This window comes from Plesiocystis pacifica SIR-1, assembly GCF_000170895.1.
In the GTDB taxonomy this organism is placed as follows: domain Bacteria; phylum Myxococcota_A; class Polyangia; order Nannocystales; family Nannocystaceae; genus Plesiocystis; species Plesiocystis pacifica.
Genome location: NZ_ABCS01000016.1, coordinates 122896 through 143060, shown reverse-complemented (window position 1 = coordinate 143060; position 20165 = coordinate 122896). Strand labels below are relative to the sequence as shown.

The window sequence follows — 20165 nt, the reverse complement described above, 5'->3', positions numbered from 1 at the left end:
CGCGAGGCCGCCAGCGTGCTGCTCTTTCGTGTCTATTTCGTCGTCGCCCTCGAGCGTCGGGGGCTGCTCTACACCAAGCCCGTGCACGCCGGTAAGAGCTTGCGCGGGTTGGTCGCCGCTGGCGAGGAGGCCAAGGATTCGCCTTTTTTGTACCTTCAAGATCTGACCGCGGCGATCCGCGGTGGGGCCTCGCCCACCCGCCGACGCAGGCAGATCCCTGTGGCGGTCAAGCACGCCTCGATCTTCCCCGTCGAGGGGATGGGAAGAGTATGCAAATTGCCAAATTACCCATAATGGGCGAATTGACAGGTATGCTCGAACACGAGCATTACATGCTCATTTCGAAGGTGCGTCGAGGTGAGCCGCGAGCCAGGCGAGCACCTCATCGTGCCACTGCTTGGAGTTCGCGGGCTGCAAGACCCAGTGATTCTCGTTCGGATAGTGCAGGAAGCGGCTCTCGATGCCACGGCGCTGAAGGGCCGTAAAGGCGCCTAGACCCTGTTCCACGGGGACTCGGAAGTCCTGCGAGCCGTGGATGACGAGCATCGGGGTCTGCCACTTCTCGACGTGGTCGACGGGGTTGAAGCGCGCATACCCGGCACGATTTGCGTACTCGGGCCCACCCTGCTCCCATTCAGGGAACCATAGCTCTTCTGTCGAGTAGTACATCGAGCGCTGATCAAAGACCCCATCATGGTTAACGAGGCAGCTGAAGCGATCGTGCCAGTTGCCGGCGATCCAGTTGATCATGAAGCCGCCGTAGGAGGCCCCGAGTGCGCAGGCGCGTTCACCATCGACCCAGGCGTACCGCTCGACGACGTGACTCAACCCCTTTTGTAGGTCCTCGAGGGGCTTTCCGCCCCAGTCTTTGCCGATCGAGTCCGTAAACGCCTGCCCGTAGCCCGTCGAGCCGTGAAAGTCGATCATGACAGCCGCGTATCCAGCCCCCGCGTAGGTCTGGGGATTCCATCGGTAGTGAAACTTGTTCCCAAAAGAGCCCTGGGGGCCGCCGTGGATCAGAAATGCGATGGGGTAGCGTTTAGTGGGGTCGAAATCGACAGGCTTGACAATCCAACCGTAGACAGTGTCGCCATTCGCCCCTTCGAATTGGAATTGTTCGGCCTCACCGACCTTGGCCTGCTTCATCAGGGCGTCGTTGAGGTGGGTCAGGGCGCCGTCCTTGCCCGGGTCGTCGAGGGCCCCCGCGAACAGCTCGGCCGGGCGCGAGAGGTCGTGGCTGGACCATACGAGCTTGTCGGCGCCGACCTGGAGCGCGGCGACGGTGCCCTCGGCCACGCGCGGGGTGGCCGCGCCGGAGGCCAGGTCGATGGCGAACAGCGGCTTGTGTCCGAGGTGTTGCGCGGTCGCGAACACGCGATCGCCGGCCGCGGTGAAGGTGAAGCCGCTGATCGAGCGGTCCCACTCCTGGGTCACGGCCTTGGGCTCGCCGGAGACGCTGCTGCCGTCCCAGTCCTGGACGATCAGGCGGAAGCGGTCGGCCTCGTAGCCGGGGCGCTCCATGGCCAGCCAGGCCAGCTGCTTGCCGTCGGGGGAGAACTGGGGCTGGGCGTCCCAGGCGGGGTTGGTGGTCAGCTTGGTCGGGGCCTCGCTGGCGTCGATGGGGGCGCGAAAGAGGTCGAAGTTGGTCGACCAGGGCTCGCCGCCGCCTCCCGCTGCGTCGCGCGCGGCGAACACGATCGCCTCGCCGTCGGGGGTGAAGGTGAAGTCCTCGCTGCCGCCGAAGGGCTTGGAGGGCACGTCGGCGTCGAGGCCCTTGGTGAGGATGCGCCCGGTCTGCGCGCCGGGGGTCGCGTCGACGGCGAGCAGCATGGACCGGCGGTGGTCCTTCCAGGTGTCCCAGTGGCGCACGAACATGCGGTCGTAGGCCACGCCCGTGGTCGGATCGGCCGCGCGCGCGGCGAGGCGCTCGGCGGTGCACTTTAGATCCTCGCACTCGGGGAACAGCTCGGCGCTCACGGCCAAGGTCGCGCCGTCGGGGCTGAGCTTCAGGTTGGACACGCCCACGGGCAGCTGCGTGACCTGCTGGGGCGTGCCGGCCGCGGCCCCGTCCATGGCCACGCGCCACACCTGGCTCGAGCCCGAGCGGCCCGACACGAAGTAGAGGAAGGCCCCGTCGGGGGACCAGGTGGGCTGGCTCGAGCCCTTGGGGTGATCGTCGACGAGGATCGGCTCGCCCTTGGCCGCGGCGCCGTCGAGCTCGAGCAGCCACAGGCTGCGCCGGCTGCCGTTCGCGGCCATGTCGGTCTCGCGCACCATGTAGGCCAGGCGATCGCCCTCCGGGGACAGGGCCGGGCTCGACACGCGGTCGGCCTCGAGCATGTCGAGGATCGAAAAGGGGTGCTCGCCCTCGGGCGCGATGGGCTGGAGGGGGGCGACTTCGGCCGGCGCGGTCTCGGCCGCGGGCGCGCCGGGATCCTCGGCCGCGTCGCCTGCGTCGGCCGTCGCGGCGGGCTGCGCTTTGGCTCCATCGCCGCTGCTGGGAGCGTCACAGGCGAGCAGCGTCAGACCGCTCGTCGCGGTCAGGGCGAGGGCCACGTGGGCCAGGCGGTTCGAGAGGACGAGCTGGGTCCGCGACATCGCCGCGATGCTAAGCAATGCTGCGCGAAAGTCACAGGGCTCGATGTCGCGCTCGGCTCACACCTTCAGTTGGGTGTCCAAGCTGGCGCGGAGCTCAGGCGCAGGAAGGCCTCGAGGGAGGGGGCGAGGGAGCCCATGTGGTCCCCAGGGACGCGGATCATCTCGAAGGGCTGGCCTTGCTCCCAGGCCCGGGCCTGGAGTGCCTCGGCGTTGGTGATGAACCACTCGTCGTCGTCGCCCACGTAGGCCAGGTGGGGGTGGACCATCCAGGGCAGGTTGGGTCCGAGCACCCGCAGGGTGGTCTCGCGGGGGTCGCTCGCGTCGAAGCGGACGAGCTCGGCGTTGGCCTCGCTGTTGGCCCAGCGCTCGAAGGTCTCGGGTACATAGATGCCGCCGCAGCTGCCCGTCGCGCGGAGGGGGAGCTCGGGGTAGAGGCTGAGCATGGCCGCGATCCCGCCGCCGATGCTGTGGCCGAAGGCGTAGATCCGGTTGCGATCGACGCCCGGCTGGCTGGCGACCCACTCGACCGCGGCCCGGGCGTCGTCGACCTCGCCCCACAGCAGCTCGAAGTCTCCGGGGTTGCCGTTCTCCCCGCGCAGGCTCGGCGTCATCACCAAAAAGCCCGCGTCCAGGAAGGGGCGCACGGCCTCGAAGTCGTCGGGGCCGATGGCGAAGTCGCCGTGGAAGTAGATCAGCGCGGGTTTGGAGCCCGCTCGGCTGGGATAGCCGACCCAGGCCTGCAGCCCGAGCTCGCCAGAGGTGTAGGTGACCGTGACCGCGCCGGGAGGCGCCGAGGTCAGGGGCGCGCCCTTGGCGGGCGAGGGGGTGTGCGCGCTCAGCTGGGTCTCGTGGGCGCTGCGCCGATCGAGGTAGGGCGCGTCGGGCTCTGCGGCCTTCGCGGTCGCGTCCGCGGCTTCGCTCGGCTCCGAGCTGGCCGCGCCGCGATCACAGGCCACGATCGAGAGCGCCAAGCCAAGCAGGAGGGCCACGCTGCGGGTCGGTGTCGCGGAGGTGACGGTCACGGGGGCCATGGCCGCAGTGTGCGTTCTCGCCAGCGCTGCGTCGAATTCATCCAGCCGCGCGCTTGCATGGCCCCGGGAATGGAAGCATGGTCCGCCGCGACCGTGCGGACCCGTGACGATATCCGGAACCTGGCGATCATCGCCCACGTCGACCACGGGAAGACCACCCTCGTCGACGCCCTGCTCAACGAGGCTGGCGCCTTCCACCGTGGCGAGGTCGCGACCGAGCGCGCCCTCGACAGCGGCGATCTCGAGCGCGAGCGGGGGATCACGATCACCTCCAAGCCCACGGCGCTGACGTGGAAGGAGCACCGCATCAACCTCGTCGACACCCCCGGCCACGCCGACTTCGGCGGCGAGGTCGAGCGCGTGCTCAACATGGTCGACGCGGTCCTGCTCGTCGTCGACGCCTTCGAGGGTCCGATGCCCCAGACCCGCTTCGTGACCGAGAAGGCCGTGGGCATGGGGCTGAAGATCATCCTCGTCGTCAACAAGATCGACCGCGACGGCTGCGACGCCCACGGGGCCGTGGACGCGACCTTCGACCTGCTCGTCAGCCTCGACGCCAACGAGGACCAGCTCGAGTTCCCGGTCGTGTTCTGCTCGGCCCGCGAGCGCTACGCCGTCGAGGAGCCCGACGACGAGGACAGCCCCCACCTGCCGATCTCGACCATCCTCGACATGATCATCGAGCACGCGCCGGCGCCCAAGGTCGACCTCGACGCGCCGCCGACGATGTGGGTCTCGACCCTGCACCACGACACCTACCTGGGCTACCTCGCCATCGGCCGCCTGGACTCCGGCGCGATCGAGCCCAACGATCGCCTCGCGCTGATCCGCCCCGAGCCCGGCACCGAGCCCGACGTGGTCAAGGACTGCGCCGAGGTGTTCCGGGCCTCCAAGCTCCTCGCCTTCCAGGGCCTGCGCCGCTTCGAGATCCAAAACGCCCAGGCCGGCGACATCGTGGCCATCGCGGGGATGAGCTCGCTCAACGTCGGCGACACCCTCACCGACCCCGACCTCGAGCGCCGCCGGGCCTTCCCCGCCCTCGCCGTCGATCCGCCCACCCTCGCCGTGCGCTTCCGCGTCAACGACGGCCCCTTCGCCGGCCGCGAGGGCAAGTGGGTCACCTCGCGCAAGCTCGGCGAGCGCCTGTTCCGGGAGCTGCGCTCCAACGTCGCCCTCGAGGTCCAGAACACCGAGAGCGCCGACGAGTTCGAGGTCTCCGGCCGCGGCGAGCTGCACCTGTCCGTGCTCATGGAGACCATGCGCCGCGAGGGCTACGAGTTTTGCGTGTCCCGCCCGCGGGTCATCGTCCGCGAGAACGACAGCGGCGAGCTCGAGGAGCCCTACGAGGACCTCGTCGTCCAGACCGACTCCGCCTACTCCGGCGCCGTGATCGAGAAGCTCGGCCGCCGCGGCGGCGAGATGACCGGCATGGAGGACAACGGGAATGGGCGCACGCGCATGGAGTTCCGCATGCCCGCCCGCGGCCTCATCGGCTACCGCTCGGAGTTCATGACCGACACGCGGGGCACCGGCATCATGGCCTCGATCTTCGCCGGCTACGGCCCCCACCTCGGCCAAAAGCGGACCCGCCCCCGCGGCGTGCTCATCGTGCTCGAGCCCGGCGAGACCATGACCTACTCCCTCGCCCGCCTGCAGGACCGGGGCGTGCTCTTCGTCGGCGCCCAGGTGCCGACCTACGCCGGGATGATCATCGGGGAGCACAGCCGGGACAACGACCTGGTCGTGAACCCCAACGTGAACAAGAAGTTCACCAACGTTCGCTCGGCCGGCGCGGACGAGAAGCTGTTCTTGACGCCTCCGCGGGTGCTGACCCTCGAGCAGGCGCTGGCGTACATCGAGGACGACGAGCTGCTCGAGGTGACGCCGGAGAACCTGCGCCTGCGCAAGCGCTACTTGGACCACAACGTCCGCAAGCGCATGGAAAAGCAGGCGTCCTGAGCGGGGCGTGAACGCCTGCCGTGCGCGGCGGGGGTGGTCGGTCGGCCCGTGCTGCATGCGGTGGGGTTGTCCGGCCCGTGCTGGATGCGGCGGGGTTTGCTGAACCCGTGCTGCATGCGGCGGGGTTTGCTGAACCCGTGCGGCATGCGGCGAGGTTGTCCAACCCGTGCTGCATGCGGCGGGGTTTGCTGAACCGTGCTGCATGCGGCGGGGTTTGCTGAACCCGTGCGGCATGCGGCGAGGTTGTCCAACCCGTGCTGCATGCGGCGGGGTTTGCTGAACCGTGCTGCATGCGGCGAGGTTGTCCAACCCGTGCTGCATGCTTCCCGGGTTGGAGGACAGGCTGGTTTTCCCCATGAGGTGCTATCGGGAGGCCCTCGACAGCGTCCGCCCCGACGATGAATCGTGCTCGCTTCGCTGCGCGCGATTCATCCACCTCACGCTCGCTTCGCTCGCTGCGGCTCCGGTCACGGGGCGGCGAGTAGAAATGTTTTGGCGGGGGTGAAGCACTTTGGTGGTGGCTCGACCCTGCTGCATGCGTCTAGATTTCGGCGCAACTCGTTCGAGACCCCAGCATTCGTTTTGCGAACCCCGAGCAGGCCGCTCGGCGGGAGGGGTCCCTGCGACGAGCACCGAGCCACCTACAGCCTTGGAAGAGCAACGGGATGTGACTCGGCTCGAGCGCAGGAGTGGGGAGGAGGTCAGAGCCAACGAGGCACCTCAGACCAACACTGCGGCGCACCGTCGGAGCCCCGAGCGAACTCGTGTCGAGCAGCAACGCACAAAGCTAGCGTCGCTCACAGTCGACACCACTGATCCTGATCTTGCTTCCGTCTACGCGAGCCGTAGCGATCTGTGACCTCCAAACCAAGGTGTCACCCCGCCCCGATCTGTCTCGCTCTCGCAGCGGAAAAATGCCCCATCCAAAATATTAAAAAAAAGTCAATCAAAAACTGAAACCAAGGTGCCCGAACTTGTTGTCTCAAAGACGACCAAGACGCAGCGCGAACCGAGAGGGAGCGAGCCCGGCATACGGCCGGTGGCTGTCCCGGGGTTCTCACCCGAATGCGTCGCTTTGCTCGAGCGCCGACCGCTCGTCTCAGGAGAAGTGTGCCGTGACCAAGACCAAGCAGACCACCAAGGCCGCCAAGACCGTTCTCACCGCCGCGTTGCTCCTCGCCGTGGCCACGTTGATGCCCGCTTGCGAGCTGCTCAACGACCGCCCCTGCAACCCCGACGTCGAGATGTGCCCGATCGAGGGCCACCCGGGCACCCTCGCCAGCCCCAACTTCTGAATTCCTGTCCGATCGTCCAGAGCGCCATCACATCCACGAACTTCGGGGGGAGGTCGTGGATGGGGTGGCGCTCATTTTTTGAGCTGGCGGTCCGCTCGAGCCAGCCCCAGGGCTCTCGCTGAGCCCGACAGACAACGCCCCCTTTGGGGGCGACCCCATGCCCTCTAGAAGGCACGAACGTGTTTGAGGACAAGCCAAAGAGGAGGAGCGCAGCGACGAAGCGCCCCCGGTCCGAGCCGCCTGCGGGGGCTATTTGGGAATCGCCTTGGCGTCCTCGAGGAAGCGGGCGAGGCCGATGTCGGTCAGCGGGTGGCGGATCAGCTTGCCGATGACGCCGAAGGGGATGGTGGCTACGTCAGCGCCGATGCGCAGGGACTCGACGACGTGGCTGGGGGAGCGGACCGAGGCGACGAGGACCTTGGTGTCGAGGTCGTAGCGCTCGTACATGTCGCAGATCTGCTCGACGAGGCCCATGCCGTCGTGGCCGATGTCATCGAGGCGGCCGACGAAGGGGCTGATGTAGGTGGCGCCGGCCTTGGCGGCGAGGAGGGCCTGGAGGGGGGAGAAGCACAGGGTGACGTTGGTCTTGACGCCGGCCTCGGTCAGCGACTTGACGGCGCGCATGCCATCTTCGATGAGCGGGATCTTGACCACGATGTTGGGGGCGATGGCGGCGAGCTCGCGAGCCTCCTCCATCATCACGTCGTAGGTGGTGCCGTGGACCTCGGCGCTGACCGGGCCGCTCACGCGCTCGCAGATGTCGACGAGCACCTCGCGGTGGCCGCGGCCCGTCTTGGCGACGAGGCTGGGGTTGGTGGTCACGCCGTCGAGGAGGCCCATGCTCTGGGCGGCTTCGATCTCGTTGACGTCTGCGGTGTCGATGAACAACTCCATGGCTCGGGCTAGATCGCACGCCGGCCCGGGGCCTGCCAAGGGGCTGACAGTAGTTCCAAAAAATTAAACGAATGTTTTAATTTGCCTTGCACGCGTCACGCTTCCCGCGTAGCTTGGCTGTCGTGGCCAAGACCGCCGAAGAGCTGCTGCGCGTGGCCACGGGGCTGTTTGCTCAGCGTGGCTACGACGGGACCTCGGTCCGCGACATCTGCAAGGCGGCGGGGGCGAACGTCAACGCCGTGAGTTACCACTTCGGCGGCAAGCAGGCGCTCTACGCTCAGATCCTCGGGCGCTTGGGGGACCAGCGCATGGAGGGGGCGCGGCGCATCCTCGGCGATCCGCCCCAGGACAGCCGCGACTTCGCGACGCGGATGTTGCTGCACGCCGAGGAGACCCTGGCGACCTACCTGCGCGAGCCCGAGCTGCTGATCATCATGATGGCGGAGTTCAGCCAGGGCTTCCCCCGCGTCGACGAGTCGGCGCTGGCGAGCTTCTACGAGCAGCACCAGGTGTTGATCGACTTCTTGAACGCGGCGCGGCGGCGCAAGCTGCTGCGCAAGGGCGTGGACCCGGACATCGTCGCGGGCGCGCTCCAAGAGCGCCTGACCTACCAGGTGCTCTACGCGGGGCGGATCCAGGCCATGTACGGCCAGTCCGTGCTCGAGCCCGACTACCGCCGACACTGGGTCCGGCAGACCGTCGAGCTGTTGTTGTTTGGTGCGGCGCGCGAGCGCCTCGACTAGTCCGCGCGCCCTCTCTTCCGATCAGGGCGCGCTCGTTTTGTTCAGCTTCGCATCGCGGGGCGGGCTCCGCTCGCCCTTCAGAGGAGTCGTCGCGCCGCGCCGCGGACCGACGCCAGAGGAGTCGTCATGCAAGATCACCGTCACAACCACCTTCACCATCCACACCACCACGGCCGCTCGGGAGAGCGGTGCTGCATGGCCGTGGGCGAGGTCCTCGGGCCGGTCTGCTTTCAGCCCATCGGCCCCGACCTGTGGAGCCTGTTCACGAACCACGGCGGCGGGAACTCGCGCTTTGGCCCGCGCATCCCCAACCGCATGTTCGTATTCCGGGTGCGCGAGGCGGGCGGCAAGAGCCACCTGGTGGCCTTCAACGTCGTGCAGCCCGACCTCGAGGCCGACCAGCCCTTTCTGGCCCTGCGGGAGCTGAGCGCCGAGCTCGGGGCGCCGCTGCGGGCGATCCTCAACCCGGGCCCGGAGCACCACCTCTCGCTCATCCCCTACGCCGAGGCCTTCCCCGACGTGCCGATCTACGTGGCGGCTGGTCGCATCGAGCGGGAGAACCCGACGCTGTGTGCCCTGCCCAACGTCGAGCGCCTCGGGGAAGGCGACGCGCTGCCCGAGCTCGGTCGCATGGGGCTGCACGTGCACGTGTGGGGCGGCTTCATGGAGGGCAAGCTGGTCAACCGCACGCAGCTTCGATTTGGCGCGCGCCGGGGCACGGCGGAGCCGCTGCTGGTCTGGCACGAGGCGAGCGGCGCGTTCATCAACGGCGGCCACGGGTGGTTCAGCTGGCCCGTGGGCGCCAAGCCCCTGCCCTGGCCGGCGTCGAGGATGTTGAAGCTGCGCGAGGGCCACGTGACCTGGTCGCCGGTGCACTACTCGGTCCACGATCACGCGCGCGCGGCCGCGGGGGCACAGCGCACGCTCGACTGGAACTTCGAGCACATCCTCGATCTGCACGTGCCCCTCGATCGCCACCTGTGGGGTCGCGGGCACGCGGTCGCGGAGTCCCTGATGCGTCCGCTGATCGAGGGGGACTGGGACAGCCTCCCCTTTGGCCGCGAGGCGCTGGAGATTCCCGAGGGCTTCATCACGGGCGGGACGTGGAAGAGCTACCGCAAGGCCCTGCGAGGGTCAGCTTCGAGCGTGTGAAAGCGAGAGCGCAGGGGAGGCGGGGAGCTCCGGGGAGCTCCAAGATGGCGCGAAGTCTGTTAGCTTCCCTGGGCCATGGCCGGCTTTCACCGCCTGTTCATCGCCAACCGAGGCGAAGTCGCCGTTCGCATCGCTCGCACGTGCAAGGAGCTGGGTATCACCCCGGTGTTCGGCGTGTCGGCGGCCGACCGCGACGCCCCCTGGACCGAGCTCGGGGAGCAGGTCGGGCTCGGTCCGGCGCGCTCGACTCACAGCTACCTCGCCCTCGATCGCGTGGTCCAGGCCGCGCGCCAGTCGGGCTGCTCTGCGGTCCACCCGGGCTGGGGCTTCCTCGCCGAGAACCCCGTGTTCGCGGCGCTGTGTGAGCAGCACGGCCTGACCTTCATCGGCCCGCCGGCGCACGTGATGCACCTGATGGGCAAGAAGACCCCGGCCAAGAAGGCCATGGGCACGGCGGGGCTGACCCTGATCCCCGGCAGCGACGGGATCCTCGAGGACCTCGACGAGGCCCGGGCGGTGGCCGAGGCCACCGGCTACCCCGTGCTGCTCAAGGCCGAGAGCGGCGGCGGCGGCAAGGGCATGCGCGTGGCTCGGACCGCCGACGAGCTCGAGTCGGCCTGGAGCCAGGCCCGGGCCGAGGCCATGGCCGCGTTCGGCGACGGGCGCCTGTACCTCGAGAAATTGATCGAGGGCGGGCGCCACGTGGAGATCCAGATCATGGCCGATCGCTACGGCAACGTCGTGCACCTCGGCGAGCGCGACTGCACCGTCCAGCGCAAGCACCAAAAGCTCATCGAGGAGTCGCCGGCCCCGGTCCTCGACCCCGAGGAGCGCGCCCGGACCCTGGCCGCCGCCGTCGAGGCGACCCGGCGCATCGGCTACGTGGGCGCGGGCACCATCGAGTTTTTGCTCGACCAGAGCGGGGCGGGGGGCGACGGCCAGGCCGGCGTGCTGCGCTTCATGGAGATGAACACGCGCCTGCAGGTCGAGCACTGCGTCTCGGAGATGCGCACGGGCATCGACCTGGTCCGCGAGCAGATCCTCGTCGCCGCCGGGAGCCCGCTGTCGTTCACGCAGGACGACGTCGAGCTGAAGGGCCACGCGATCGAGTGCCGGATCAACGCCGAGGACCCGAGCGCGGACTTTCGGCCCTCGCCCGGCGTCATCAGCCGCTGGCAGGCGCCGGAGGCCAGCCGCTTCGTCCGCGTCGACACCCACGTGCGCTCCGGCTACGAGGTCCCGCCCTTTTACGACAGCTTGCTGTGCAAGGTGATCTGCTGGGGCGAGGACCGCGACGCGGCCTGCGACCAGATGATCGCCGCCCTCGAGGCCCTCGAGGTCGAGGGCGTGAAGACGACCGTGCCGCTGCACATCGACATCCTCCGCAACGCGGACTTCCGCGCGCACCGCTACGACACCCGCGCCCTCCCGGGCGCGAAGAGCTGACGTCATGGCCATCGTTCCTCTTTCGCCCATCGGTTCCCCCCGCGATCAAGTCTGCGACGACCGCACCTTCGCCGAGTACCGCGAGACCCTCGGCGAGCGCGAGCAGACCCTCGACGAGCGCCGCGCCAAGGTCCACCAGGGGTGGGGTCAAAAGTACCTCGACCGCCTGCACCAGCGCGGCAAGCTCAGCGCCCGCGAGCGCCTGGCGAAGCTCGTCGACCCCGGCACGGAGCTGTTCGAGGTCGGCACCTTCGTCAACTGGGGTCTGAAGTACGGCGACCGCGGCCTCGAGTCCCCCGGCGCCGGCGTGGTCACGGCCTTCGCCCAGATCGAGGGGCGCTGGTGCATGGTCATCGCCAACGACAACACCGTCGCCTCGGGCTCGTGGTGGCCGCAGACGCCGGAGAAGATCCAGCGCGCGCAGACCATGGCGCTGCGCCTGCGCCTGCCCACGATCTACCTGGTCGACTGCTCCGGCCTGTTCTTGCCCGAGCAGTCGCGCTCGTTCCCGGGCGGGACCGGGGCCGGGCACATCTTCAAGAAGAACGCGCTGCTCTCGGCCCAGGGCGTGCCGCAGATCGCCGGCGTGTTCGGGGACTGCATCGCCGGCGGCGGCTACATGCCGATCATCTCCGACCGGGTCTTCATGACCGAGCAGGCCTACATGGTCATCGCCGGCGCGGCGCTCATCAAGGGCGCCAAGAGCCAGAAGATCACCAGCCTCGACATCGGCGGGCCCGAGGTCCACGTGCACCGCAGCGGCTGCGCCGACGTGCGCGTGCCCAACGACGAGGTCGCCCTCGACTGCATCCGCGCCGAGGTCCGCAAGCTACCCAGCACGGGCGCGGACTTCTACCGCCACGGCCGCGGTCCCGTCGAGCCCCTGCACCCCGCGCGCGAGCTCGCCGGGCTGATCCCCCCGGATCACCGCGAGGTCTACGACGCCCGCCAGGTGCTCGCGCGGCTGTGCGATCAGAGCCTGTTTTGGGAGCTCATGCCCGAGACCGGCGAGGAGATGATCGTCGGCGTGGGCCGGGTCAACGGCCTCTACGCCGGCTTCATCATCAACCGCCAGGGCCTGGTCGGCGACCCCGAGCACCCCGACCGCAAGCGCCCCGCGGCCATCTTGTACCGCGGCGGCATCGCCAAGATCAGCGCCTTTAGCCGGGCCTGCAACGCCGACGGCATCCCGCTGATCTGGCTGCAGGACATCTCGGGCTTCGACGTCGGCGCCGAGGCCGAGGCCCAGGGCCTGCTCGGCTACGGCTCGAGCCTCATCTACACCAACAGCACCAACGACGTGCCGATGTTCACCGTGCTCCTGCGCAAGGCCTCGGGCGCGGGCTACTACGCCATGAGCGGGCTGCCCTACGACCCCGTCGTCCAGCTGAGCACGAGCATCTCGCGCTTGTCGGTGATGGAGGGGCGGACGCTGGCGATCGCCACCTACAACACCAAGCTCGACGACGACTTCGAGATCGTCACGCAGGACCCGAAGGAGCGGGCGGAGATCGAGGCCGGGATGAAGGCCACGGCCGAGCGCATCGAGGCCGACATGGACCCCTACGTCGCTGGGCGGCAGATGGACACGGACGAGATCATTCGGCTCGAGGAGCTGCGCCCGTGGCTGGGGGCGCTGGTCGAGATGGCCTACCAAAACACCGGCGCGCGGCGGATCAAGAACCCGCGCATCTGGTCGCTCCACGACCTGGCCGTGCTCAGCGGCCAGGTCCGCTGAGCAGCTTTGCCCCCGCAGGCGCTGGAGGACCGGGGGCGCTTGGCTGCGCGAGTCAGTCGCAGCCGCGCAGGGCCTCGTCGAGGGCGCACAGCTTCGCGCCGCTCGGTAGGCTTGGTGCGCTCGCGTAGATCTGGCGCGCGCTCGGGCGCAAGGGCGGCTCGACCACGTCGATGATGTCGACGAGGGTCGGGCCCAGGTCGCGCTCGGCGAGCAGCTTGGCCTCGGCGTCGAGGATCGCCAACCAGGCGCGGGGCTCCGAGCTGGCGTCGGCGAGGTGGGCCCCGGCCAGGGTCACGCGGCGCTCGACGTCGACGGCGAGGCCGTGGACCTCGCCGAGGTCGAGGCTCTGCTCGCGCAGCTGCGCGCCGGCCTCGTCGATCCACGCTACCCACAGCCGACCTTCGCGGGCGCCCGCGAGGACGTGGCCGGTGCCGGGCTCGGGGTGCTCGGGGACGGCGGTGTCCGGGTGGACGCGGGCGATCGCGTCGGCGCCGTAGCGCTTGTTCCAGCGCATGCGGCCGCCCTCTTCGATGGCCAGGAGGCAGTCGACGGCCTCGCCCTCGGCGTCGGCGCAGCGGCCCGCGAGGCGCCAGCTGTCGTCGCCGCTGGGGGCGATGGCCAGGGCGCGGTCGGGGCCGGGCCCGCCGTAGCTGTGGCGCCAGTGCGTGTGCCCGTCGGCGTCGACCCTCCACACCACCATGTCGTGACCCTGGCCGCCGGTGACCATCCAGCCCGTCGCGGGGTGGCGGGCGAGGGCGTGGATCGACGCGACCTCGCCGTCGGAGTCGAGGGCTACCCTCGGCCTGGCTGCGAGGACTTCACCGGAGTCGATGGCGAGCCACAGCAGCGCGGCGCGCCGCGCCGCGCCGGTCCCAACTTCGACGGCGGCGAGGAGCGGGCGTTCCCCCGCCGTGGTCGCGGCGAGGGCCCGAACGGCGACGGCTTCGTCCGCGTCGCCGAGGGTCGCCGACCACCGCCGGTTGCCCTCCATGTCGTAGCGCTCGACGACCGAGCTCGGGCCGACGACGCGGGCGACGACGAAGCCGTAGCCGTTCGAGCGCAGGGCGGCGAGGGCCGTGGGTTCGCCGGCGAGCTCGGGGCTCGGCGCGGGCGCTGCTTCGGGCGCGGGCGCGGGTTCGGGGGTCGGCGCTGGTGCGGGGCCAGCCTCCCCGCTCGCCGGCTCCCCGCTCGAGCACGCCGCGGCCAGGACGAAGGCGGTGGCCAGGGGTCGGTTGCGATGGCGCATGGCGGCCCCCTCAGCGCATGTGTCGAGCCATCATCCGGCCGATCGAGAGCCCACCGCCGCGGGTATTGAGCAGGTCGCCCAGCCGCTCGATGCGGCGCGCCAGCGGCGTGGCCAGCTCGCGCTGCGCGGCGACGATCCGCGGATCGATGCCGTCCGCCTCCGGATCGGCCAGGTCGATGGCGTGCAGCTCGACGTGTAGGTGGGCCTTGCGCGCGGCCTCGCGGCGCAGCGACTCGGCCTGCAGGCGGGTCAGCATGGGGGGGGCGTCGCCGAGCAAGAAGGTGCCCGTGAGCGGCAGGCGAAGGCTCCGGCTGACCGACACCGGGACCTCCCACAGCCCGACCTCGGGCAGGTAGTGGACGTTGGTCGGCGCCAGGAAGGCGCGCAGGCCCGTCGCCTGGGACACGGAGCGCCGGCCTTGGAGGCGGCGCAGACCCAAGATGCCCAGCTTGGCCGCGAAGTAGGTCGGCGAGGGCAGCACGGAGCTGTCGTAGCCGTAGCCGAGGGCGGCGACCTGCATCAGCATGGTCGCGTCGTGGGTATAGCCCGGGGCCCGGAAGCCGCGCGGGCGGGCGCCGAGGCTGCGCAGCAGGGCGTCGCAGCGCGCGATGTCCTCGGCGATCTGGGCCGGCGGCAGGCGGTGGAAGTCGTAGGCGTGGGCGTGGGAGTGGTTGGCCAGCTCGTGGCCCTGGCCCATCGCGCGGACCAGCTGCTCGGCCCCCCGACCGCCGCGCTCGGCGAGGTCGTGCTCGAGGTCGCTGCCGATCACGAAGATCGTCGCCCGGGTCTTGGTGGCCTCGAACACGTCGAGGAAGCGGGGCAGCCAGTGCTCGAGGGCCAGGCCGCGGCGCGGGAGCGACTGTGAATCCGAGTCCGGGTCCGAGTCCGGCTCGGGCTGGTCCAGACCGTGGATGCCGAAGTAGCAGCCGAGGTCGTCGAGGTCGAGGCTGACGAGGGTGGACATGGCTAGCTTCGGCGGCGACGGGGGACGTACTCGTTGAGGTCCTTGCCGAGGTGGATCGAGACCATCAACCGGCCCAGGTTACCGAGGACCCGGGGCACGCGGCGAGCGAGGTTGATGCTCGGGGCCCGCTTTTCTTCGATCTCGACCGGGATCTCCAGGACCCGCACGCCCTCGCGCTGGGCCCGGATGACCAGCTCCGAGGCGAACACGTCGTAGTCGACGATGCAGCGCGCGGCGACGGGGGCGACCACGGCCCGGCGCATGGCCTTGAGCCCGTGGGTGTCCGTGCCGCGAAAGCCCAGGCTGACCCGCAACAGGCCGTTGTAGACCTTGGTCGCGACCTGGCGGACGGCCGGGCGCTTGTCGTGGGCGCCGGCCATGGCCTTGCTGCCGACGACCAGGTCGGCGTCGTCGCGGCGCAGGTAGGCGAGGGCGCGGAGGTGGAAGTCGACGTCGCACAGGTCGATCTCCTCGCAGATCACGAACTGCCCCCGGGCGCGGAAGATCGCCTCGCGCAGCGCCCCGCCGTAGTTGGGCTCGGGGTAGGAGAACCACCGCAGCTGCTCGGGCCAGCGCTCGGCGAGCTGCTTGGCGATGGCCACGGTCCGGTCCTGGCTGCCGTTCTCGGCCAGCACGACCTCGAACTCGATGTCCTCGGCGCCGAGGCGGGCGAACAGCTCCTCCACGGAGCTCTGCAGGATCGCCTCTTCATTGTAGATGGGGATGACCACGCTCAGCTCGGGCCCGGGGCGGCCCGAGCCCTTCGAGTCGGTGTCGATGTCGGCGTCGGCGTTCATGAATTGGCGGCTTGGGGGGCGGGCTTGGCCTCGCGGCGGGCGACGGCCTCGGTGTGGGCGGCGGCGTCCAGCTGTCCGCTGGCCCACTGCGCGGCGGCCAGGCCCGAGAGCATGCTGTCTTCCATGGAGTTGTAGATCCACGCGCCGTAGCGCCCGCACGAGCGCACGCCGACGGCGTCGAGCCAGGCCATGATCGTGGCCACGGCTGCAGCGTGGGCGTCGTCGAAGACCACGTAGGCGTACTCGACGTCGCGGACCCGGCAAAAGCGCAGGTCGTCCGTGGACTCGAGGGCGCGGACCTCGACGAGGGCCTGGGCGATGGCGGGCAGGTCGGGCTCGCCGACGCGGTCTTGGAGCTCGACGTAGAGCGAGCCGCACTCGGGCGGGGCCATGCTCTCGACGGCGTTGGAGAACACGCCGACGCGGAAGAAGGGGAAGCGCTCCTCGGGCACGTAGGCCCAGTGCCAGTCCGCGGGGATCGGCCGCGTGGTCGCGACGTCGAGGTAGCGCCACCGGACCCAGCGCAGCGCCGCGGCGGCCTCGCGCACGGGCGCGGGGACCTGTTTGGGATCGACGCGGGCGACGAGCTCGGGCAGGGGGATGGTCGAGATCAGCCGCGAGTAGGGGGTCCAGTCGGCGGCGCCCTCGAGCTTCACGCGGCGCCCGGCCGGATCGACCTCCTCGACGGCCGTGGCGGTTCGCAGCGCGTGCTCGGATGGCGAGGCCGCGCACCGGGCCTCGATGGCGCGGGCGAGGGCCTTGGGCAGGGCGTCGATGCCCCCGGCCTTTGGGTACATGAAGCGCGCGTTGTAGCCGAGCCCGGTCTGGCGCAGGCCGATGGCGCCCGCGATGATCTGCGCGGGGTCGGGCTCGGGCACGAAGCGGCGGACCCACTCGGGCGCGAGGCCGTTGGGGTGCATGCCCCACAGCTTGCGGTTGTAGGGCACGAAGAAGTGGCGGGCGATGCCCTCGCCAAAGCGGGCCCGGGCGTAGTCCTCGAAGTTGCGCGGATCGACGGCCCAGGCCTCGCCGCGGGCGCGGGCCTCGCGGGCCTCGACCAGGCCCAGCAGGCACTCCTGGACGATCTCGAGGGGCAGGCCGTGGATGTTGGCCTGGAAGGGGTACTCGAGCTCGACGCCGTGGGCGTGGATCTTGGTCTTGCGCTCGACCTCGACCCAGCCCGCCGCGACGCCTTCCCCCGAGGACCCGGGGAACAGGCTCGCCAGCAGGCGCTGCATCCGAGGGTCGCGCAGGTGCAGCCAGTGGCCGGTGACGTCGAAGGTGTGCCCCTGCTCCCGGCGGCTGCGGGCGTGGCCGCCGACTTCGGCCTCGCGCTCGACCAGCAAAAAAGGCGTCTGCGCGGGGAGGTGGTGCGCCGCAGATAGACCCGTCAGTCCCGCGCCGAGGATCACCACGGGGTCGGCGGGCGAGGAATTGCTTCCGGCCGCGTCCGCAATTTTTTTGCCCCCGCCGCTCACGCGAGCCGGTTTTAGCAGCAAAGCTGGGCCCTTGCCGAAACCGAGGGAAGGCGCTGGGGACCACGCAGGGAGGCGCTGTGCAGGCCTCGTGGGTGCGAGGCCCGCAACGTCGAGCGCGACTCGGGACGCTTCGCTGACGCCGCGGCGGGCGCTGGACAGGTGGATCCGCGCCTTGCACACTCGATCGCATGGAGCTGCACAGCCTCGGCGGCTACCGGCTGATCGAACCCGTCCCGGTCCTCAACACCGTCACTCGCCTGTACCGGGCCAAGCCCGAGGGCGCTCCCGAGGACGCTCCTGCGACGCAGCTGGCCAAGATATTGATGCCCGGCGAGGGCGACGAGCACCGCATGCTCAAGGCGCAGTTTGCTCACGAGGCCAACTTGATGCGCAGCTTCAGCCACACGGGCATCCCCAGCCTGCGCGCGGCGGGGACCCAAGACGGCGTGGACTTCTTCGTCATGGACTACGTCGATGGCGTCGACCTCGCGGTGCTCTTGGGCCACGAGTCGGGCGAGCCCATCTCGCTGACCAAGGAGCTCGCCGTCTACCTGCTCGGCCAGCTCGCCAACGTGCTCCACTACGTCCACACCTTCGAGGTGCCCCGGGCCGAGGACGACGACACGAGCGAGGACGAGTTCGAGGTCATCCAGGTGCTGCACCGCGACATCTGCCCGGCCAACGTCTACCTGTCCGTGGACGGCGACGTGGTGCTCGGGGACTTTGGCTCGGCGAGCAGCAATTGGTTGCCGGCGGAGCTGACCTCGCCCGAGGCGGGCCACGTGGCCTACAAGGCGCCCGAGCGGGTCACGGGCAGCGGCACGGCGACGGTCAAGAGCGACCTGTTCTCCCTCGCGGTGATCCTGTGGGAGATCCTCCGGGGCGAGCGCTGCTTCGTCGCCGGCAACGAGCTCGAGACCATGGACGCGATCGTCCGCTTCGACATCTCGCACTCGAGCCGGCGCGTGTCGGGGCTGTCGTCCAAGCTCTCCGAGGTGCTGCGCCGCAACCTCGACCGAGACCCCGGGCGTCGCTACGACGACGCCTACCGCGTGCTCCAGCGCCTGAGCCAGTCGCCCGAGGCCCAGTCGGCCGAGTCCTCCCGGGAGGAGCTCGCGGCCTTGGTCCAGCGCGCCGTGGCTTCGCGCGGAGCCGTCAAGCCGTGAGCGCGGCCGGACCCGCGCGCAGCTTCGTCTCTTGCATCGTCGGTGCCCTCGCCCTCGCGGGCGCCCTCGCCTGCGACGTCGGAGCGCCGGGCACCTTCCCGCCCGAAGATCCCCAGCTCGCCGAGGCCAACGCGTCGACGGGCGATCCCCACCGCGGCCGCTTCCCCTTCGAGCTCGCCGTCGCGGGCCTGCCCGAGTCGGGGCAGCTGCGCGCGACGATCACCACGGACTCGGGCGCGATCCGCTGCCGCTTGTTCGCCGACGTCTCGCCCCTGGCCGTCGCCAATTTCGTGGGCCTGGCGAGGGGCGAGCGACCCTTTTACGACCCCAACTTGGGGTCGTGGACGACGCGCCCCTACTACGACGGGCTGAGCTTCCACCGCGCCCAAGAGCGGGTGTTCGTGCAGGGGGGTCGCCTGGGCGAGGACGAGAGCGTGGGCTTCGTGCTCCAAGACGAGCGCTCGATCGGCACGCGCTTCGACAAGTCGGGCGTGCTCGCCCTGGGCAACCGCGGCCCCAACACCAGCGCGGCGCAGTTCTTCATCACCACCGAGCTCGCCCCCTCCCTCGACGGGGACTACACCATCCTCGGGCGGTGCGAGGACCTGCTGGTCGTCCGCGAGCTCGAGGCGCGGGTCCTCGCGGGGGAGCGGCCGATCATCGAGAGCGTGGGAATTACCCGGGAGTGAGCGCGGCCCAGACGCGTCACTTTTCGGGACGTTTTTGGGCAGCGGTGACATTTTTCGGACCGCGCGGGAGCGCTCCAACGACCGTTGGGCGCCATTTTTTGCCCTACAGCCGCACAGGGGGTTAGGATTCAGCGCTTTTCGAAGTCGGCACGTTTTGTGCTGAGAGATACAGAGTCACCAACGCGCACGACGAGTATTGGGGATCGGCGCCGCGGACGGAGAACAGATTCATGCACATCAACATCGAGAAACTTCAGACCGCGAAGAAGAACGCCAAGGGCTTCACCCTCATCGAGCTCATGATCGTCGTGGCGATCCTCGGCATCCTCGCCGTCGTCGCCGTGCCCGCGCTGCAAAAGTACATGCGCCGCGCGAAGACGGCCGAGGCCAAGACCCAGCTCGCCAAGATCTACGACGCCGCCTCGAGCTTCTTCAAGGCCGAGCACGCCGACCGTGGCGCGACCGCCTTCATCTCGGCGGGCGCGAACGTCCAGGATGTCGCTCCGCACCGCTGCCCCCACCCCGACGGCTCGCCCACCGGCGGTGAGGCCGGCATCACGCCGCCGGAGGCCTTCAACTGCAACTTGGGCCCGGGTGGTCGCTGCATCCCCGCCGCCGGTGGCGGTGGCGCGGGCTACTACGACATCGCGCTGTGGAACGACAACCCGGTGTGGAACGGCCTGAACTACATGCAGGAGCAGGGCCACTACTTCCACTACAACTTCATCGCCGTGAACACGATCACCGGCTACGGCACCTGCCAGTTCACCGCGCAGGCCTTCGCCGACCTCGACGACGACGCGGTGTTCTCGACCTACGAGCGCTCGGGCGCCGGCGACATCCAGGGTGTCAACGCGGCCATCGGCCTCTACGTCGACCAGGAAGTCGAGTAGTTCGAGGGCGACTGCCTCGACGCGAAAGAGAGGGCGCTCGCTGGAGCGTCCTCTCTTTTTGTTTTGCGTCCGGCGT

General features: G+C 69.7%; 17 protein-coding genes. 10 read left to right on the top strand and 7 right to left on the bottom strand.

What is annotated here, in order from left to right:
* Nucleotides 1-294, top strand: a 294-nt coding sequence (locus PPSIR1_RS10945; RefSeq protein WP_006971110.1) for a hypothetical protein, incomplete at its 5' end; no start/stop codon positions are given.
* Nucleotides 295-336: 42 nt separating this feature from the next.
* Here PPSIR1_RS10945 and PPSIR1_RS10940 read toward each other — a convergent pair.
* Together PPSIR1_RS10940 and PPSIR1_RS42410 are read right to left on the bottom strand one after the other, a co-directional pair.
* The gene (locus PPSIR1_RS10940; protein ID WP_006971109.1) at nucleotides 337-2598 is read right to left on the bottom strand and encodes an alpha/beta hydrolase family protein; all 2262 of its coding nucleotides are present in this window, start codon (nucleotides 2596-2598) and stop codon (nucleotides 337-339) included.
* Between the two features lie 65 nt (nucleotides 2599-2663).
* On the bottom strand, nucleotides 2664-3629 hold the full coding sequence (locus PPSIR1_RS42410) for an alpha/beta hydrolase family protein (protein WP_006971108.1): 966 nt from the start codon (nucleotides 3627-3629) through the stop codon (nucleotides 2664-2666).
* A gap of 93 nt (nucleotides 3630-3722) precedes the next feature.
* On the opposite strand from PPSIR1_RS42410, the gene typA reads away from it, so the two are divergent.
* Both typA and PPSIR1_RS10925 read left to right on the top strand, forming a co-directional pair.
* Nucleotides 3723-5588 carry a translational GTPase TypA gene (gene typA, locus PPSIR1_RS10930; protein WP_006971107.1) on the top strand — a complete coding sequence of 622 codons (1866 nt, stop codon included), beginning with the start codon at nucleotides 3723-3725 and terminating at the stop codon, nucleotides 5586-5588.
* A gap of 1115 nt (nucleotides 5589-6703) precedes the next feature.
* Nucleotides 6704-6883, top strand: a complete 180-nt coding sequence (locus tag PPSIR1_RS10925; protein ID WP_006971106.1) for a hypothetical protein — start codon at nucleotides 6704-6706, stop codon at nucleotides 6881-6883.
* A gap of 249 nt (nucleotides 6884-7132) precedes the next feature.
* On the opposite strand, the gene fsa is transcribed toward PPSIR1_RS10925, so the two are convergent.
* Nucleotides 7133-7777, bottom strand: a complete 645-nt coding sequence (fsa, locus tag PPSIR1_RS10920) for a fructose-6-phosphate aldolase (protein ID WP_006971105.1) — start codon at nucleotides 7775-7777, stop codon at nucleotides 7133-7135.
* Between the two features lie 122 nt (nucleotides 7778-7899).
* Here fsa and PPSIR1_RS42405 point away from each other — a divergent pair, with 122 nt between their 5' ends.
* From PPSIR1_RS42405 to PPSIR1_RS10900, 4 genes are all read left to right on the top strand, one after another.
* Nucleotides 7900-8520, top strand: coding sequence for a TetR/AcrR family transcriptional regulator (locus tag PPSIR1_RS42405; protein ID WP_006971104.1), 621 nt, complete (start codon nucleotides 7900-7902; stop codon nucleotides 8518-8520).
* 126 nt (nucleotides 8521-8646) lie between these two features.
* Nucleotides 8647-9672 carry a hypothetical protein gene (locus PPSIR1_RS10910; protein ID WP_157595423.1) on the top strand — a complete coding sequence of 342 codons (1026 nt, stop codon included), beginning with the start codon at nucleotides 8647-8649 and terminating at the stop codon, nucleotides 9670-9672.
* A gap of 75 nt (nucleotides 9673-9747) precedes the next feature.
* Nucleotides 9748-11118: an acetyl-CoA carboxylase biotin carboxylase subunit gene (locus PPSIR1_RS10905; protein ID WP_006971102.1), complete on the top strand. Its 1371-nt coding sequence runs from the start codon at nucleotides 9748-9750 to the stop codon at nucleotides 11116-11118.
* Nucleotides 11119-11122: 4 nt separating this feature from the next.
* On the top strand, nucleotides 11123-12856 hold the full coding sequence (locus PPSIR1_RS10900; protein ID WP_006971101.1) for an acyl-CoA carboxylase subunit beta: 1734 nt from the start codon (nucleotides 11123-11125) through the stop codon (nucleotides 12854-12856).
* Nucleotides 12857-12908: 52 nt separating this feature from the next.
* Here the strand turns inward: PPSIR1_RS10900 and PPSIR1_RS10895 are convergent, their stop codons facing one another.
* From PPSIR1_RS10895 to PPSIR1_RS10880, 4 genes are read right to left on the bottom strand one after another with little or no spacing between them, the layout of a single operon-like run.
* The gene (locus PPSIR1_RS10895; RefSeq protein ID WP_006971100.1) at nucleotides 12909-14102 is read right to left on the bottom strand and encodes a hypothetical protein; all 1194 of its coding nucleotides are present in this window, start codon (nucleotides 14100-14102) and stop codon (nucleotides 12909-12911) included.
* Nucleotides 14103-14112: 10 nt separating this feature from the next.
* The gene (locus PPSIR1_RS10890) at nucleotides 14113-15066 is read right to left on the bottom strand and encodes a polysaccharide deacetylase family protein (RefSeq protein ID WP_006971099.1); all 954 of its coding nucleotides are present in this window, start codon (nucleotides 15064-15066) and stop codon (nucleotides 14113-14115) included.
* Between the two features lie 2 nt (nucleotides 15067-15068).
* A complete protein-coding gene (locus PPSIR1_RS10885; protein ID WP_006971098.1) occupies nucleotides 15069-15863 on the bottom strand; it encodes a glycosyltransferase in 795 nt (264 codons plus the stop codon).
* Nucleotides 15860-17341 carry a protoporphyrinogen/coproporphyrinogen oxidase gene (locus tag PPSIR1_RS10880; RefSeq protein ID WP_157595422.1) on the bottom strand — a complete coding sequence of 494 codons (1482 nt, stop codon included), beginning with the start codon at nucleotides 17339-17341 and terminating at the stop codon, nucleotides 15860-15862. Before PPSIR1_RS10880 ends, PPSIR1_RS10885 begins: the two co-directional genes overlap by 4 nt.
* A 188-nt stretch (nucleotides 17342-17529) precedes the next feature.
* On the opposite strand from PPSIR1_RS10880, the gene PPSIR1_RS10875 reads away from it, so the two are divergent.
* From PPSIR1_RS10875 to PPSIR1_RS50730, 3 genes are all read left to right on the top strand, one after another.
* A complete protein-coding gene (locus tag PPSIR1_RS10875) occupies nucleotides 17530-18507 on the top strand; it encodes a serine/threonine protein kinase (RefSeq protein ID WP_006971096.1) in 978 nt (325 codons plus the stop codon).
* On the top strand, nucleotides 18504-19196 hold the full coding sequence (locus PPSIR1_RS42400) for a peptidylprolyl isomerase (RefSeq protein WP_006971095.1): 693 nt from the start codon (nucleotides 18504-18506) through the stop codon (nucleotides 19194-19196). Before PPSIR1_RS10875 ends, PPSIR1_RS42400 begins: the two co-directional genes overlap by 4 nt.
* Nucleotides 19197-19426: 230 nt before the next feature.
* Nucleotides 19427-20089, top strand: a complete 663-nt coding sequence (locus PPSIR1_RS50730) for a type IV pilin protein (protein WP_006971094.1) — start codon at nucleotides 19427-19429, stop codon at nucleotides 20087-20089.
* Nucleotides 20090-20165: the final 76 nt, after the last annotated feature.